Raw genomic sequence first — 16505 nt, forward strand, 5'->3', positions numbered from 1 at the left:
CCCGCCGGGTGGGGCTTTTTTGCGCTTCGTCATTCCGGGGCGCGCCATTTGGCGCGAGCCCGGAATCCATTTCTCTGCATCACGCGCGGCACGATGGATTCCGGGTTCGCGCTTCCGCCTTCGCTCTTTGAGCTTCGGCGGACAAGTCGCGCGCCCCGGAATGACAGCCTCAATTGTGGCGCGATCAATCCTGGATCTTCGAGAAGTCCGCGACCGCGCGCGTGGCGCTGCGGATCTCGTTGAGCAGCTTCAGGCGATTCTCGCGCACTTTCGGATCGTCGTCGTTGACGCGGACCTTGTCGAAGAACGCATCCACCGGCGGGCGCAGCTTCGCCATCGCGCTCATCGCGGCGGCAAAGTCCTCCTTGGCGACGGCGGCACTTGCTTCCGCCTGTACCTCGCCGATCGCCTTGGCCAGCGCCTTCTCCTCACCGAGGCTGTAGAGCGCAGCATCGGGCGCACCCTCGAAGGTCCGCTTGTCCTTCTTCTCCTCGATCGAGAGGATGTTGCTGGCACGCTTGGTGCCGGCGAGCAGATTCTTGCCGTCGTCCGACTCGAGGAATATGCCGAGCGCATCGACGCGGCGGACGATCATCAGCAGGTCGTCCTGGCCGCCAAGCGCGAACACGGCATCGACGAGATCGTGCCGCGCGCCCTGCTCGCGGAGCTGGACCTTCAGGCGGTCGGCGAAGAAGGCGAGGAGATCACTCGGGAGCTTCAGCGCGTCCGCCGGCTTCACCGACAGGCCCGCAAGAGCGGAGGCAGACACCTTCAGGAGCGACAAGCGAAGCGCGTTCTCGGCAATCAGCCTGATGACACCGAGCGCCGCGCGACGCAGCGCATAAGGGTCCTTGCTGCCCGTCGGCTTCTCGTCGATCGCCCAGAAGCCGACGAGCGTGTCGAGCTTGTCCGCGAGCGCCACCGCTACGCTGACCGGATCGGTCGGCACGCGATCCGTCGGTCCCTGCGGCTTGTAATGCTCCTCGCAGGCGGCGGCGACGGACGCATCCTCGCCCTGCGCCAGCCCGTAGTACTTGCCCATCAGGCCCTGCACCTCAGGGAATTCGCCGACGACTTCGGTCAACAAATCCGCCTTCGCAAGATGCGCAGCACGCGTCGCCTTGCCGACATCGGCGCCGACCAGCGGCGCGATCTCCGCGGCAAGCTGTTCGATGCGCTTGATGCGCGCAGCCTGCGTCCCGAGCTTCTCATGAAACACGATCTGCTCGAACTTCGGCAGCCGGTCCTCGAGCTTGGTCTTCAAGTCGGTCTCGTAGAAGAATTTTGCATCCGACAGGCGCGCGCGGATGACGCGCTCGTTGCCGGCGATGATGGTCTTGCCGCCATCGGTCGCCTCGATGTTGGCCACCAGGATGAACTTGTTGGCGAGCTTGCCCGTCTTGGGATCGCTCACCACGAAGCACTTCTGGTTGTTGCGGATGGTAGCGCGGATCACTTCCGCGGGCGTCGCCAGGAATTCCGGCTCGAACGAGCCCATCAGCACGACCGGCCATTCGACGAGGCCGGCGACCTCGTCGAGCAGGTTCTGGTCCTCGACGAGATCGAACCCCTGCGCGAACGCCAGCTGCTTGGCGTCGGTGAGGATCGCGTCCTTGCGGCGCTCCGGATCGAGCACGACCTTCGCGTCCAGCAGCTTCGCCTCGTAGTCCTCGAAGCGGCGCACATTGATCGCGGCGGGAGCGAGGAAGCGATGGCCGTAGGTGGTCTGGCCGGCTTCGATGCCGTCCACCGAGAACGGCACGACATCAGGCTCTTCGGTCTCCAGCCCAAACGTCGCTGTGATCGCATGCAGCGGACGCACCCAATTCAGCGAACCGGGTTTTCCGGAACGCGCGCCCCAGCGCATCGATTTCGGCCAGGGGAAGGTGCGGATGATGACGGGCAGGATCTCCGCAAGCACGTCGATCGCGTCGCGGCCGGGTTTTTCGATCAGCGCGATGTAGAAGTCGCCCTTCGGATCGCGCTGGATCTTGGCCTCGTCGAGCGACTTCAGACCTGTCGCCTTCAGAAAACCCTGCACGGCCGCATCGGGCGCGCCCATTTTCGGTCCGCGGCGTTCGGTCTTGAGGTCAGGCTGACGCGCAGGGATGCCGTGCACGGTGAGCGCGAGGCGGCGCGGCGTCGCGAAGGCTTTCGCGCCCTCATAGACCAGGCCTTCGGCGACGAGCTTGTCGGTGACCATGCGGCGCAGATCGTCGGCCGCCTTCGCCTGCATGCGCGCGGGGATTTCTTCCGAGAACAGTTCAAGCAAAAGATCGGGCATCAGGCCGCTCCGCCCGCTTCAGTATGGATCCAGGCCTCGCCGCAGGCCTTGGCCAGCTCGCGCACGCGAAGAATGTAGCTCTGTCGCTCCGTCACGGAGATCACGCCGCGCGCATCGAGCAGGTTGAAGACATGGCTCGCCTTGATGCACTGGTCATAGGCCGGCAGCGCCATCAAATGCTCTTTCCGGTTTCCCTCGCGCCAGCCGGCGTCGAGATATTTCCGGCAGGCGGCTTCCGCCATCTTGAACTGCTCGAACAGCATCGCGGTGTCGGCGACTTCGAAATTGTGCCGCGAATATTCCCGCTCGGCCTGGAGGAAGACGTCGCCATAGGTGACCTTGGCGTCGCCGTCGCGGCCGTTGAAGTTGAGGTCGTAGACGCGGTCGACGCCCTGCACATACATCGCGAGGCGCTCGAGGCCGTAGGTGAGCTCGCCCGCGACCGGCGCGCATTCGAAGCCCGCGACCTGCTGGAAGTAGGTGAACTGGGAGACTTCCATGCCGTCGCACCAGCACTCCCACCCCAAACCCCAGGCGCCCAGCGTCGGGCTCTCCCAGTCATCCTCGACGAAACGGATGTCGTGCACGGCGGAATCGATGCCGATCGCGGCGAGCGACTTCAGGTACAGATCCTGAAGGTTCGGCGGCGACGGCTTCATGATCACCTGGAACTGGTAGTAGTGCTGCATCCGGTTCGGGTTCTCGCCGTAGCGGCCGTCCTTGGGCCGGCGCGAGGGCTGCACATAGGCGGCGTTCCAGGGCTTTGGCCCGAGCGCGCGGAGCGTCGTCGCCGGATGGAAGGTACCCGCGCCCATCTCCATGTCGTAGGGCTGCAGGATCACGCAGCCCTGCTCGGCCCAGAACCGCTGGAGCGCGAGGATGAAGCCCTGGAACGAGCGTTCCGGGCGCATATGGGCGGGCAATGAGGCGTCCATCGTCAGATCAGGCTCTCGCGGGGGGTTTTGAATCGCGCGGGACCGTATCGACGGCGGGGATGGGAATCAAGGCGAAGGGGGCGGAAATGGCCGTCATTCCGGGGCGCCCGAAGGGCGAACCCGGAAGCTCGAGATTCCGGGTTCGGTCGCACGGACCGCCCCGGAATGACGCCGTGTGGAAAGTGCAACTAACCTGGTCGATAAGCTCCGGTCACCGGATCCTGTTTCAGCGTCCGGATTTCCCCCATATGGGCGGCTTCGGCGACGCGTGAGAGGCGCATCTCCTCCAGCTCCTGGTTGATCCGGACAGCGGTCTTGTAGGCCCAGCGGACCACGGCAAGCCCGCCCAGGACGCCCGCGAAAGCGACGAACGGCGGCATCTGTCGATCCTTGTCTAGTGCTCAGCCCCCACGCACATTCTTGCGCAGACCGGGCCGCGCCGCAATTGGCTCGGGCCGGACCAAATGGCGCGGGAGTGGCTGCGCCTAGAACCCGAATTTCGCCCAAATCGCCCGCGTTTCGACCGCCGAGATCAGCTCGTCCGGCAGCCCGGCCATTGATTCCAGGGCCGAAAGCTGGCCCGCGCCCGGCGATTTACGCCCCAAAAGGCCGGACAGCAGCCCGGTCGGCTGCGCGATCACGGGGGTGAGAACCTTCTCGCCATAGCGGGCACGAAGAGTTGAGCGGAGATCGCCGATGCCGTCGGCGAGCCCCAACCCGACCGAACTCTCGCCGGCCCAGTATTCACCGGTGAACAGGGTGTCGTCGTCGTCCTTCAGCCGCGCGCCGCGGCTCTCCTTCACCAGCGAAATGAAGATCTGGTGGATCTCGCGCTGGATCGCCTTCAGCTTGGCGACGTCGTCGGGGTTTTCGGGCAGGAACGGATCGAGCATCGCCTTGTGCGCACCGGCCGTGTAGAGCCGCCGCTCGATGCCGAGCCGCCTGATCGCGTCCTGGAAACCAAAACTGCCACCGACCACGCCGATCGAGCCGAGGATCGAGGACGGATCGCAGAAGATCTCGTCGCCGGCGCAGGCGATCATATAGCCGCCGGAGGCCGCGACGTCCTCGACGAACACCAGCACCGGCAGCTTCTTCTCGGCCGCGAGCTGCTTGATGCGCAGGTAGATCTGGCGCGACTGCACCGGCGAGCCGCCGGGCGAATTGATCACCAGCGCCACCGCCTTGGCATTCCGCATCGAGAAGGCCCGCTCCAGCACCCGCGCGACGCCCGCGAGCGACATGCCCGGGCGCAGCGGCGTCACGGCGCCGATCACGCCTGACAGCCGCACCACCGGCACCACGGCCGTGCCCGGACGAAAGCGCGCCGGCAGATATTGCATGAGCTTGTCGGCCAGGCCGGAACCCTCACGATCGTTCAATTGTTCGGCCATGCCGTTACCTCTGATTAATCATTTCTTATCACGCGACTGTCATTGAATGTGCCTGGAACGTGTTTTGCAGATTTCCCGTTGGGAAGCTGCAATAGGCAGCGGAGGAAACGCCATGAAGATCTATCTGCTGTTGATGCTGATCGGTGCGCTTTTCACGGCGATTCGCTTTACGTCCCCGCAAGAACAGCAGACGGAATCGCTGCCGCAGTAAGCCGTCACGGCTCCGCCAGCGGCAACACCGCCCTCCCTTCCAGAATATCCCTCACCTCTTTTTTAGGCACGCTTAACTCTTCATTAAGCATGAGGCCCGGCAACAGGCGCGTCGGCGCCCTGCCGCCTTTAACCGAGCGCACCAGCACGCGGATCGCGGGCCGCCCCGCTTCGCCATGAACCGGCAGGATCGACAGGCTGCCGAAGCCGCGTGACAGCGCTGCCAAGACGTCGGCGATTCCATCCGCGCGCCAGATCAATGTCAGCACACCGTTCGATCGGAGGATACGCCGTGCTGCATGCACCCACGCATGCAGCGTCTCCTCCGTCGCCACATGCGCGGTGTGGCGCGCCTGATCCGGCGAGCCACGATGGCGCACCGGATCATTGAAGGGCGGGTTCATCAGCACACGATCGACGCTGTCGGGCACGAGCCCATGTGCCACGAAGGCCTGCGCATCGGCGGTGACGTCGAGCACGATCGTGTCGGCGGTAATCGCGTTCGCCGCCGCATTGGCACGCGCCAGCTCCGCCAGTTCCGGATCGATCTCGACCAGGCTGAGCCTGATCCCCACGACGCGCTGCGCCAGCGCCAGCCCGGCCGTGCCGATGCCGGCTCCGAGATCGACCACGCGGTCGCCCGCCTGGGCCTCCGTCGCCGCTGCGAGCAGGATGGCGTCATGGCCGGCGCGATGGCCGGACCGCTTCTGCTTCAGGCGTAGTTGCCCGCCGAGAAAGGCGTCCTCGGTGATGTCGGCCTCAATCATCGCCGCGCAGTTCGTAGCTGAGCCCCGCCTCGGTCAGGAGCTGCCGGGCCTCCTGGGCGTCGTCCTCATGGACCAGGATCCGCCGCGGCAAAATGCCGAGCGAGCCCTCGATGATGCTCATGTTCTGGTCCAGCACCAGATGATGGATATTGGCGCCGTCGAGCAGCGCGCCGATCGCCGACACCAGCACCATGTCGTTGGTCCGAACCAGTTCACGCAAAACGCAGGTCTCCTGCCTGAAAGGGGTTAAGCGGCAAATGTCAATGGTTCCGCGGCACTTGCCGCATCCGCCTCCAGTTTCTATTGTAATTCCATCAGAATAGCCCTTCCGGGGCAAATATTGGAGACCGGCGTGGCCGTCATCGTACCTTTCGAAACTCCCGGCGCGTCGATCGAAGAGCTGGTTGCCCTTGTCGCCGGAGACATGGAGCGCGTCAACGCCACGATCCTGTCGCGCACCGGCTCCGACGTGACCATGATCCCGGAGGTCGCCAACCATCTGATCTCCTCCGGGGGCAAGCGCCTGCGGCCAATGCTGACGCTCGCCATGGCCAATCTTGCCGGTTACACCGGCGACGGCCACATCAAGCTCGCGGCCTCCGTCGAGTTCATGCACACCGCCACCCTGCTCCATGACGACGTCGTGGACGAGAGCGAGATGCGCCGCGGCAAGCTGTCGGCGCGCATGCTCTGGGGCAACGAGGCGAGCGTGCTGGTCGGCGACTTCCTGCTCGGCCAGGCGTTCCGGATGATGGTCGAGGTCGGCTCGCTCCGCGCGCTGGACATTCTTTCGGCGGCCGCCGCCACCATCGCCGAAGGCGAGGTGATGCAGCTTGCGGCTGCCAAGAACACCGCGACCACCGAGGACGAATATCTCGCCGTGATCCGCGGCAAGACCGCCGAGCTGTTCGCCGCCGCCTGCGAAGTCGGCCCCGTGATCGCGAACCGCCCCAAGGCGGAGCAGACCGCCTGCCGCTCGGTCGGCATGAATCTCGGCATCGCCTTCCAGCTCGTCGACGACGTGCTCGATTATGGCGGCAAGAGCGCAAAGCTCGGCAAGAACACCGGCGACGATTTCCGCGAAGGCAAAATCACGCTGCCGGTCGTGCTCGCCTTCCGCCGCGGCAACGACACCGAGCGTGCCTTCTGGATCAAGGCGCTCGAGCGCGGCGAGATCGGCGACAGCGATCTCGATCACGCCATCGGCCTGATGAACAAGCACCGCGCGCTCGAGGACACGCTGAGCCGCGCCCAGCATTACGGCGCCATGGCGGTGGATGCGCTGGCACTGTTCCCGTCCTCGCCGATGAAGAGCGCGCTGGAGCAGGTCGTGGCGTTCTGTCTGGCGCGATCGCATTAGGTCTCGCGTTTCGGCGCACTGCCAGCCACACCCTTCAGTGTCGTCCCGGCGAAGGCCGGGACCCATTACCCCGGTCAGCGTTGTCCGGGCGCGCTATGGCCACGATCGTGCGCCACAAGAATCGGTCGTGGTTATGGGTCCCGGCCCCCCGTGCGCAATTGCGCACTAGGCCGGGACGACGCCGATGAAGTAGCGTCACCCCTGCTCCCACATCGTCATTGCGAGCGCAGCGAAGCAATCCAGAGTCCCTCCGCGGAAGCAGCCTGGATTGCTTCGCTGCGCTCGCAATGACGGAGCAAGGTGCGCAGGCACCGCTCGCCAACTCGCATTTCAAATCACAGAGACGGTTTCGCAGTCCCGCAACTCGTCCGCTCGCGCGATGAAGCTGCTCTCCTGGTTACTTGCATTTTGCAAGTCACTCTCCTATCCTCCCGCCATGCAGCCCAAATCCGCCTCCATCCTGGAATGCCCGGTCGGCCGCGCCGTGGAGACGGTCGGCGAATGGTGGAGCATTTTGATCCTGCGGGACGCGTTCCAGGGCGCGACGCGCTTCGACGAGTTTTCGCAGAATCTCGGGATCGCACCGAACATCCTGTCGCGGCGCCTGGCCCATCTCACCGCGTCAGGCATGTTCGTCCGCCGCCGCTATCATGAACGGCCGCCGCGTTACGAATATGTGCTGACGGACAAGGCGCGGGATTTCTTCCCCGTGGTCGCGGCGCTGCTCGCCTGGGGCAACAGGCATCTCGCGCCGAAGGGCGAAGCCATTCTGCTGGCGAACCGGGCCGATCGTCGTCCGTTCGATCCGGTCGTGGTCGATGCCGCCGACATGCAGCCGATCACGCTCGACAATGCGGTCGTCATCGCGGGGCCGCGCGCCAGCCGCGGGATGCGCGCGCGGCTCGCGTCGCTCAAGGCCATGAACCCGGCCGTTGCGCCGGCCGGAGACTGACATGCGTCGTATCGTCGTGACGGGAATGGGCGCGGTATCGCCGCTCGCCTGCGGTGTCGAACTGTCCTGGCGCCGGCTGCTCGCCGGTCAAAGCGGGTTGCGTCCCCTGCCCGAATGGTCGCAGGCGCTGCCCGCGCGCATTGCCGGCCTCGTACCCGACAAGGCCGATGATGCCGAAGGCGGCTTCGACCCGGCGCAGGCCGCCGCGCCAAAAGACCAGCGCAAGATGGACCGCTTCATCCTGTTCGCACTGCTCGCCACCGCGGAAGCGGTCGCGCAGGCCAAATGGACGCCGCAGGACGCGGCCGCGCTGGAACGGACCGCAACCATCATCGGCTCCGGCGTCGGCGGCTTTCCGGCGATGGCGGAGGCGGTGCGCATCACCGAGCAGCGCGGCGTGCGCCGTCTCTCGCCATTCACGATCCCCTCGTTTCTCGCCAATCTCGCCGCCGGCCACGTCTCGATCAAATACGGCTACAAGGGACCGCTGGGAACGCCGGTCACAGCCTGTGCTGCCAGCGTTCAGGCGATCGGCGATGCCGCGCGCATGATCCGCGCCGGCGAGGCCGATGTTGCGATCTGCGGCGGCGCCGAGGCCTGCATCGATATCGTCAGCCTCGGCGGCTTCGCGGCGGCGCGCGCACTGTCGAGCTCCTTCAACGAGGAGCCGAGGCGCGCCTCGCGCCCGTTCGATCGCGACCGCGACGGCTTCGTCATGGGCGAAGGCGCCGGCATCCTGGTGGTCGAGGCGCTCGAGCATGCGCTGGCGCGCGGCGCCACGCCGATCGCGGAGATCGTCGGATACGGCACGACGGCGGACGCCTACCACATGACGTCGGGGCCGCCCGATGGCGACGGCGCGCGCCGCGCCATGGAGATCGCGCTGCGGCAGGCGCGGCTTGCGCCCGGCGAATTGCAGCATTTGAACGCGCACGCGACGTCGACGCCGGCCGGTGACGAAAGCGAGCTTGGCGCGATCGGCGCGCTGTTCGGCCGCAGCCGCAGCATCGCGGTGAGCGCGACCAAATCGGCCACCGGCCATCTGCTCGGCGCCGCCGGCGGGCTCGAGGCGATCTTCACCGTCCTCGCCTTGCGCGACCAGGTCGCGCCGCCGACGCTCAATTTCGAGAACCCCGATCCCAGCGCTGATGGCATCGACATCGTCTCGGGCGCGGCGCGGCCGATGCAGATACGGCACGCCATCTCCAACGGATTTGGCTTCGGCGGGGTGAATGCCAGCGTGATCTTCCGCCGGGTGGACTAAACGACAAGCCTTGCAATCGCGCCGGGCATCGCTACGAAAGCAGGATGACTGACACCAATTTCTGGCTGTTCCTTGCCGCGGCATGTCTCATTGCCGCCATTCCCGGCCCCGGCATCTTCTACGTCGCGGCGCGGACCTTGTCCGAGGGGCGCGGCAGCGGCTTTGCCTCGACCGCGGGCACGGCGCTGGGCGGGCTGGTTCATGTCGTGGCGGGCAGTCTCGGTATCTCCGCCATCATTCTCGCCAGCGCCGAGCTGTTTGCCGCCGTCAAATTCGTCGGCGCGCTCTATCTGGTCTGGCTCGGCATCAAGACTTTTCGTAGCGCCGGCCGCGCGCTGTCGCTTGACAGCGAAGCCGTCGGCGACAAGCGCGCGTTCCGCGACGGCGTGCTGGTCGAGGCGCTGAACCCGAAGACCGCCGCGTTCTTCCTCGCCTTCATTCCGCAATTCCTCGATCCCATGGGATCGAACCCCACGCTGCAATTCATTATGCTCGGCGCGATCTCGGTGACGCTGAACACGCTCGCCGATGTCGCCGTGGTGCTGATGGCCTCCGCGACGCGCACGCAACTGATCGGGCGGCCGCATCTGATGCGGCGTCTCACCCAGGGCTCCGGCGTCTTCATCGCGGGCCTCGGTCTCTCGCTCGCGCTGGCGCGGCGGCCGGCAAATGGCTAGCGCCCCGCAAAGCCGCTTCTACGAGTCGCACGGCCTGCGGCTGCATTATGTCGATTGGGGCAACGCGGGCGCGCCGCCCCTCATCCTGGTCCACGGCGGCCGCGATCATTGCCGCAGCTGGGACGTCATCGCCCGATCGCTGCAACCGCATTTTCACGTGCTGGCGCCCGACCTGCGCGGCCACGGCGATTCCGACTGGACCAAGGGCGGCAGCTACGCGCTGACGGAATATGTGTACGATCTCGCCCAGCTCGTCCGCAGCGTCGCAGCGCCTCAAGTGGCTCTCATCGGCCATTCGATGGGCGGCATGGTGAGCCTGATCTTTTCGGGGTCATTCCCCGAGCAGGTCACGAAGCTGGTCGTGCTCGACGGCGTGACCATGCTGCCGGATACACCAAAGCCGCCGGCGCATGAGCGCATCGGCAAATGGGTCGGCCAGCTCGACAAGCTGCACGACCGCACGCCGCGCCGCTATTCGACCCTCGCGGATGCCGCCGCGCAGATGGTGCTTCACAACAAGCGGCTGTCCCGCGACCTCGCGCTGCATCTGGCAACGCACGGCGCGCGGCAGAACGAGGACGGTACCTATAGCTGGAAGTTCGATCCCTACCAGCGCGCCTCCGCGCCGCACCGGCTCTGGCCGGACGATCACGTCGAGCTCTGGTCGCGCATCGCCTGCCCGACATTGCTGCTGAATGCCGCCGAAAGCTTTCTCGGCGGATCCAGAGCGGCAGGCCTGGCGCGCTACTTCCCGCAGGCGCGCATCGAGACGATCGCCGGCGCGGGGCACTGGCTGCAGCATGACAAGCCGCAAGAGGTGCTGGGTGAGATCCGAACGTTTCTCGGGCTCGCGGACGAAAGCAGCGGCTAGCCCAACCTCGTAGCCCGCATGAGCGTAGCGACATGCGGGAAGCGGCGAGGAGGGTCCCGGATATCGCTTCGCTCATCCGGGCTACGACCCCACCTTCGGGGAAATACCTAGCTCAACGTGCCCGCATGCACCCACCAGCCGGGGTGATCGCGCCGGATCTTTTCCGCGGCAGCATGGGCCTCGGCTGGCGCGCCATAGATCGCAAAGCAGGTCGCCCCCGAGCCGGACATGCGGGCGAGCTTGACGCCGGCGGAGTCACGGAGCGCCTCCAGCACCTCGCCGATAACAGGCTCGATGCGCATCGCGGGGGCTTCGAGGTCGTTGGCGACGGTTTCGAGAACCTCGACCCAGTCGGCGATCGAGGCGCCCTCCTCCGGCCAGGCCGGAGCTTCGAGGACGGAGGTGGCGCCGACCAGCAGCTCGCCGTTGCGCAGGCCCAGCGCCTGGAACACGTCCTTGGTCGCCACCGGCACGCGCGGATTGACCATCACGCAGGGCATGCTCGGCAGCGCGAGCGGCAGCAGCTGCTCGCCGACGCCGGTCATGTCGCAGGCGCGCGAGAGCAGGCACACCGGCACGTCGGCGCCGGTTGCGAGCGCGACCTTCTGGAGGCGGGGATCATCGAGCGACAGGTTGTTGAGCCGCGCCAGCAGCCGCAGCGCTGCCGCTGCATCCGCCGAGCCGCCGCCGATGCCGGCCGCGACGGGCAGCACCTTGTCGAGCGCAAAGGCGCCCAGCTTCAGGTTCGGCACGGCCTCGGCCAGAAGCTTGGCCGCCTTGAACACGAGATTGTCGGCGGTATCGCCGCACGCTGCGGCCAGCGGCCCGGTGGTGGCGAGCTTGAGCTCGCCACCCGGCTCCAGCGTGAGCTGGTCGGCGCAGTCGGCGAAGGCGACCACGCTTTCGAGATCATGATAACCGTCGGCACGACGGCCAACCACGCGAAGGCTCAGATTGACCTTCGCGCGCCCCTCTTCAATCAACGCCGGCATCGGCGACATGCCCCCAACTTCACTCAGCTTAGCCGCCCTTGCCGTCGTCCTTCTTCTTCTCCGCCTGCGCGGCCGAAGAGTTCGAATTGTCCTCGGTCAGGCCGTTGGCGATCTTGGCCTCGATCTTCGGAAGCTCATCCGGCTCGGGCTTGAGATCGCGGGCGTGCGACCACTGGAATTTGGCTTCCAGCGTGCGGCCGACGCGCCAATAGGCATCGCCAAGGTGATCGTTGATGGTGGGATCCTCGGGCTTGAGATCGATCGCGCGCTCGAGGTTCTTCACCGCCTCTTCGTAGTTGCCGATGCGGTAGTAGGCCCAGCCAAGGGAATCGACGATGTAGCCGTCGTCGGGACGCTGCTCGACGGCGCGCTTGATCATCTTCATGCCTTCGTCGAGATTCACGCCCTGGTCGATCCAGGAATAGCCGAGATAGTTGAGGACATGCGGCTGGTCGGGCTGCAGCTCGAGCGCCTTCTTCATGTCGGCTTCGGCCTTGCCCCACTGCTTGGAGCGCTCCTCGCAGATGCCGCGATAATAGTACCAGACGCTGTTGGCCTTGTCGTTGCCGGCCGGCAGCACGTCGACGCCCTGCGAATAGGTCGCGCCGCAGTCGCCGAACTTCTTGCGGCCGCGCTCGATGTTGCCGAGCGCCATGATGGCTTCGAGATCCTTGGAATCCTCAGTGGTGACGCCCTTGAGGATCTTGATCGCCTCGTCGGTGCGGTCGGCGGAATCCAGATCAATGGCGAGCTGGATCTGCGCGTTGCGCTTCAGCGGCGAGGTCGACGGCACGCGCTCATAGACCTTGATCGCCATCTGCGGCCGCTTCACCGATTCATAGAGATCGGCGAGCGAGAGCAGCGCCAGCGGATGAGTCGGCTGGAGGTAGAGCGAGAGCTGGAGATAGACCAGCGCCAGATCCTCGCCGCCGCGGCGGGTCAGCGTCGCGCCGATGCCGTAGAGCGCTTCGGCAGCGCCGGCCTGCGCGGAATCGACCAGCGGCGGCAGCTTCTTGCCGGCCTTGGTGTCGCGCAGGCCTTCCACGATCAGCGGATGGCGGGCGAGCTTCTTGTCGAAGGCCTGGTAGACGGTGGTCGCGGCAGCGGAATCCTTGTTGCGCGACAGCCAGCGCGCATAGGCCTCGGTGATGCGCAGCATGGAATCGTCGAGCTTGTAGGCGCGCTCGAAGCGCGTGCCGGCGTCCTTCTCCTTGCCGGCGAGCTCGAGGATCATGCCGGCGTGGAGATCCTTGAACAGCGGATACCATTCCGGGCCGGCCAGCTTGTCGATGGTGGCGACAGCACCCTTGGAATCGCCGGCGCCATAGGCCGCCCAGCCCGACAGCAGCGTGGCGACGAGATCGGTGATGGGGCCGCGGATCGACTGGTTGATGTTGGTCTGCGCGGTCGCGTACTTCTTCAGCTTCAGATCATGCACGCCGACGACGAGGCGCGCGACGCGGTTGGTCTTGTCGATGGTGAGGATGCGCTCGGCGAGCTTGACCGCTTCGTCGATGTCGCCGTCGGCGACCGAGGAGATGAAGGCACGGTCAAGCAGCTCATTGTTCTTCGGATCGGTGCGGAGCGCCGAGCGGTAGAAGGCGGCGGCCGAGGCCGCGTCGCGCTCGACGCTGGCGTGGCGGGCGGCGAGATAGCTGCCGGAGGTCGTGAGCGACTTCAGATCGTTCCGGGTCGGAAACTGCGCCGCCGTATCGGACGGATGATCCGGCGTCTGCGCCAGGACCCTGCCGGGGACCGTCGCGATCGCTGTGCCCATCAGGGCGATGGCGGCAACAGTCCAGCGGTTGAAACGATTTGAGAACATCAGGGCTCGCCTTGAGTTGGTAGTGCCTGGGTTTGCAGCAGAAAGCCGTCTCGCATGCAAACGCGGCCGGTGGCATCGGGACCCGGAACCGTCGGGTCGGACAATGCCGCTTTTGGCGGTTTACCGCAAGGATTCGGACCGGGCGATTGCCTCCGAACGCCCCAAATCGGACAAGAGCGCCCCAAGACGCCGCCACTATGGCCTTATCGTGACCGCGACAGGTGGCCGCGGCCCGGTTCTCACGCGAACGTGCGCCAGATCACCCTTTGCGACCTGATCGCGCCGATTGGTCCGCTCTTACATCGCCTCGTAGTTCGGGCCGCCACCGCCCTCCGGGGGAACCCAGGTGATGTTGCCGTTGGGGTCCTTCACGTCGCAGGTTTTGCAGTGGACGCAGTTCTGGGCGTTGATCTGGTAGCGCGGGCCCGCGCCCTCCTCGACCCATTCGTAGACGCCGGCGGGGCAATAGCGATTCGAGGGACCGGCGAACACGTCGTGCTCGGAGGTCTTCTGGAGGTTCATGTCGGCAACCCTGAGATGGACCGGCTGGTCTTCCTCATGATTGGTGTTGGACAGGAATACCGACGACAGCTTGTCGAACGAGATCTTGCCGTCCGGCTTCGGGTAGTTCTTCGGCGCGTGGATCTTGGCCGGATCGAGCGTCGCGCGATCGGGCTTGGAATGCGACTGGGTACCGAACAGCGAGGCGCCGAACAGCGTGTTGCACCACATGTCGAAGCCACCGAGCGCGACGCCGAGCACGGTGCCGAACTTCGACCACAGCGGCTTGACGTTGCGGACCAGAAAGAGGTCCTTGCCCACGGAGGAGGAACGCCACGCGTTCTCGTACTCGACGATCTCGTCATTGGCACGATCGGCCGCAAGCGCCGCTGCGACATGCTCGGCGGCGAGCATGCCGGTGCCCATCGCATTGTGCACGCCCTTGATGCGCGGGACGTTGACGAAGCCGGCCGCGCAGCCGATCAGCGCGCCGCCGGGGAAACTCAGTTTCGGCACCGACTGATAGCCGCCCTCGGTGATGGCGCGCGCGCCATAGGCGAGCCGCTTGGCGCCTTCGAAGGTGCCGCGGATCGACGGATGGGTCTTGAAGCGCTGGAACTCGTCGAACGGCGACAAATAGGGATCGTCGTAGTTCAGATGCACGACGAAGCCGACGGCGACGAGATTGTCGTCGTAGTGATAGAGGAACGAACCACCACCGGTCTTCAGGTCGAGCGGCCAGCCGAACGAATGCTGGATCATGCCCTTCTGGTGCTTGGCGGGATCGATCTGCCAGACTTCCTTGAGGCCGATACCGAACTTCGTCGGCTCGCTCTTGGAGTCGAGCGCGAACTTCGCAATGAGCTGCTTGGTCAGGCTGCCGCGGGCGCCTTCGGCGAACAGCGTGTACTTGCCGAGCAGTTCCATGCCACGCGTAAAGGAGTCCTTCGGCTTGCCGTCGCGGCCGATGCCCATGTCGCCCGTGGCGATGCCCCTGACCTTGCCCTCCTCGTCATAGAGCACCTCGGCCGCGGCGAAGCCCGGATAGATCTCGACGCCGAGCGCCTCGGCCTTGCGCGCCAGCCAGCGGCAGACATTGCCGAGCGAGCCGATGTAGCAGTGATGGTTGTCCATCAGCGGCGGCATCATGAAGTTCGGCAGCTTGATCGCGCCGCCGCCCGTCATCCAGTAGAAGCGGTCGTCCTTGACCTGCGTCTTCAGCGGACAGTCGGAATCCTCGCGCCAGTCGGGAACGAGCTTGTCGAGCCCGGCCGGGTCGATCACGGCGCCGGAGAGAATATGCGCACCGACCTCGGAGCCCTTCTCCACCACGACGACGTTGAGATCGGCGTTGAGCTGCTTCAGCCGGATCGCGGCCGACAGGCCCGAGGGGCCGGCGCCGACGATGACGACGTCGAATTCCATGGATTCGCGCGGGGGAAGTTCTTCGGTGCTCATCTGATCTCAGCCCTTGAGACGGTCCTCGGTCGTTTGCGCCCTCTTGTTTCCGATTTTTCCGGGTAGGACAACCACGGAAATGCGTTCCGGTGGGATGCAAGGCGCCCCAAACTGATATAAAAAGTCTGACTTTCCCATGATCCCCGAACCCACCCCCACCGTCCGAGAGCTTCTCGCCTTCTATCTGGAGGCCGGCGTCGACTGCGCGCTCGCGGAGGAGCCGATAGACCGCCTGGCGGAAATGGACGCCCCGCCTCCGGTCCCGCGCGCAGCAGCGCCGGTCGAGGCGCCGCGGCCGGCCGCCGCGCCCGCGGTGATCCGCGGCGAGGCCGCACCCGCCCCCGACGTCGCGATCGCCTCGGCCCGCGAGGCTGCGCGCACCGCACCGACGCTGGAAGCCTTGCGTGAGTTGATGCAGGGCTTCGAGGGCTGCGCACTGAAGCACACCGCAACAAGGCTGGTGTTCGCCGACGGCAATCCGCAGGCGCGCATCATGTTCGTCGGCGAGGCGCCGGGCCGCGACGAGGACATCGAGGGACTGCCCTTCGTCGGCCGCAGCGGCAAGCTGCTCGACCTCATGATCGGCGCGATCGGGCTCAACCGCACCACCGCCTACATCGCCAACGTGATTCCGTGGCGGCCGCCCGGCAACCGCACGCCGACGCCGCAGGAGACGCAAGTGTGCCTGCCCTTCATCCAGCGCCAGATCGAGCTGGTGAACCCCGACGTGCTGGTGACGCTCGGCAATCCCTCGACGCAGACGCTGCTCGGAACGCGCGAAGGCATCATGCGCACCCGCGGGCGCTGGTTCGATTACGAGACCGGTGGGCGCACCATCCGCGCGCTGCCGACGTTTCATCCGGCCTATCTGCTCCGCTCGCCGTCCTACAAGCGGCTGGCCTGGCAGGATCTGCGGGCGATCGCGAAGGTGCTGGGGCAAGGCGCGTTGTAACCGCATACGCGTCGTCATTCCGGGGCTCGCGAAGCGAGAGCCCGGAATCCATCGAGCGGCAGA

Annotated in this window: 15 protein-coding genes; 6 read left to right on the plus strand and 9 right to left on the minus strand. The window is 66.0% G+C overall.

All coding sequences use genetic code 11. From position 1 onward, the window contains the following. Positions 1–184 precede the first annotated feature (184 nt). The 6 genes from glyS to BM118_RS22465 all read right to left on the minus strand — a co-directional run bounded on the left by glyS (position 185) and on the right by BM118_RS22465 (position 5810). Positions 185–2284: a glycine--tRNA ligase subunit beta gene (gene glyS / locus BM118_RS22440; RefSeq protein ID WP_092187673.1), complete on the minus strand. Its 2100-nt coding sequence runs from the start codon at positions 2282–2284 to the stop codon at positions 185–187. After that, positions 2284–3219: a glycine--tRNA ligase subunit alpha gene (locus tag BM118_RS22445; protein WP_092187674.1), complete on the minus strand. Its 936-nt coding sequence runs from the start codon at positions 3217–3219 to the stop codon at positions 2284–2286. Before BM118_RS22445 ends, glyS begins: the two co-directional genes overlap by 1 nt. 188 nt (positions 3220–3407) lie before the next feature. Next, positions 3408–3599, minus strand: a complete 192-nt coding sequence (locus BM118_RS22450) for a hypothetical protein (protein WP_027543611.1) — start codon at positions 3597–3599, stop codon at positions 3408–3410. 105 nt (positions 3600–3704) lie between these two features. Further along, positions 3705–4613: a S49 family peptidase gene (locus BM118_RS22455; protein ID WP_092187675.1), complete on the minus strand. Its 909-nt coding sequence runs from the start codon at positions 4611–4613 to the stop codon at positions 3705–3707. Between the two features lie 215 nt (positions 4614–4828). Beyond that, on the minus strand, positions 4829–5590 hold the full coding sequence (locus BM118_RS22460) for a tRNA1(Val) (adenine(37)-N6)-methyltransferase (RefSeq protein ID WP_092187676.1): 762 nt from the start codon (positions 5588–5590) through the stop codon (positions 4829–4831). Continuing rightward, positions 5583–5810 (minus strand): putative signal transducing protein, encoded by a 228-nt coding sequence (locus BM118_RS22465; protein WP_092187677.1) that lies wholly within the window; start codon positions 5808–5810, stop codon positions 5583–5585. Before BM118_RS22465 ends, BM118_RS22460 begins: the two co-directional genes overlap by 8 nt. Positions 5811–5942: 132 nt before the next feature. On the opposite strand from BM118_RS22465, the gene BM118_RS22470 reads away from it, so the two are divergent. The 5 genes from BM118_RS22470 (at position 5943) to BM118_RS22490 (ending at position 10714) form a co-directional block, all read left to right on the plus strand. After that, on the plus strand, positions 5943–6950 hold the full coding sequence (locus BM118_RS22470) for a polyprenyl synthetase family protein (RefSeq protein WP_028175606.1): 1008 nt from the start codon (positions 5943–5945) through the stop codon (positions 6948–6950). A gap of 436 nt (positions 6951–7386) precedes the next feature. After that, the gene (locus tag BM118_RS22475; RefSeq protein ID WP_092187678.1) at positions 7387–7902 is read left to right on the plus strand and encodes a winged helix-turn-helix transcriptional regulator; all 516 of its coding nucleotides are present in this window, start codon (positions 7387–7389) and stop codon (positions 7900–7902) included. 1 nt (position 7903) lies between these two features. After that, positions 7904–9166 (plus strand): beta-ketoacyl-ACP synthase II, encoded by a 1263-nt coding sequence (gene fabF / locus BM118_RS22480; protein ID WP_092187679.1) that lies wholly within the window; start codon positions 7904–7906, stop codon positions 9164–9166. Positions 9167–9210: 44 nt separating this feature from the next. After that, positions 9211–9843 (plus strand): LysE family translocator, encoded by a 633-nt coding sequence (locus BM118_RS22485; RefSeq protein WP_092187680.1) that lies wholly within the window; start codon positions 9211–9213, stop codon positions 9841–9843. Then, a complete protein-coding gene (locus BM118_RS22490) occupies positions 9836–10714 on the plus strand; it encodes an alpha/beta fold hydrolase (protein ID WP_092187681.1) in 879 nt (292 codons plus the stop codon). The genes BM118_RS22485 and BM118_RS22490 overlap by 8 nt, the downstream gene beginning before the upstream one ends. A 107-nt stretch (positions 10715–10821) precedes the next feature. Here the strand turns inward: BM118_RS22490 and BM118_RS22495 are convergent, their stop codons facing one another. From BM118_RS22495 to BM118_RS22505, 3 genes are all read right to left on the minus strand, one after another. Further along, on the minus strand, positions 10822–11715 hold the full coding sequence (locus BM118_RS22495; protein ID WP_092187682.1) for a 4-(cytidine 5'-diphospho)-2-C-methyl-D-erythritol kinase: 894 nt from the start codon (positions 11713–11715) through the stop codon (positions 10822–10824). Positions 11716–11734: 19 nt separating this feature from the next. Further along, positions 11735–13531, minus strand: coding sequence for a tetratricopeptide repeat protein (locus tag BM118_RS22500; protein ID WP_092187683.1), 1797 nt, complete (start codon positions 13529–13531; stop codon positions 11735–11737). A 297-nt stretch (positions 13532–13828) separates the two neighbouring features. Continuing rightward, the gene (locus BM118_RS22505; protein ID WP_092187684.1) at positions 13829–15490 is read right to left on the minus strand and encodes an electron transfer flavoprotein-ubiquinone oxidoreductase; all 1662 of its coding nucleotides are present in this window, start codon (positions 15488–15490) and stop codon (positions 13829–13831) included. Positions 15491–15626: 136 nt separating this feature from the next. On the opposite strand from BM118_RS22505, the gene BM118_RS22510 reads away from it, so the two are divergent. Then, positions 15627–16442: a uracil-DNA glycosylase gene (locus BM118_RS22510; RefSeq protein WP_092187685.1), complete on the plus strand. Its 816-nt coding sequence runs from the start codon at positions 15627–15629 to the stop codon at positions 16440–16442. The last annotated feature ends 63 nt before the right edge of the window (positions 16443–16505 follow it).

Source organism: Bradyrhizobium sp. cf659 (genome assembly GCF_900113725.1).
Taxonomy (GTDB): Bacteria; Pseudomonadota; Alphaproteobacteria; order Rhizobiales; family Xanthobacteraceae; genus Bradyrhizobium.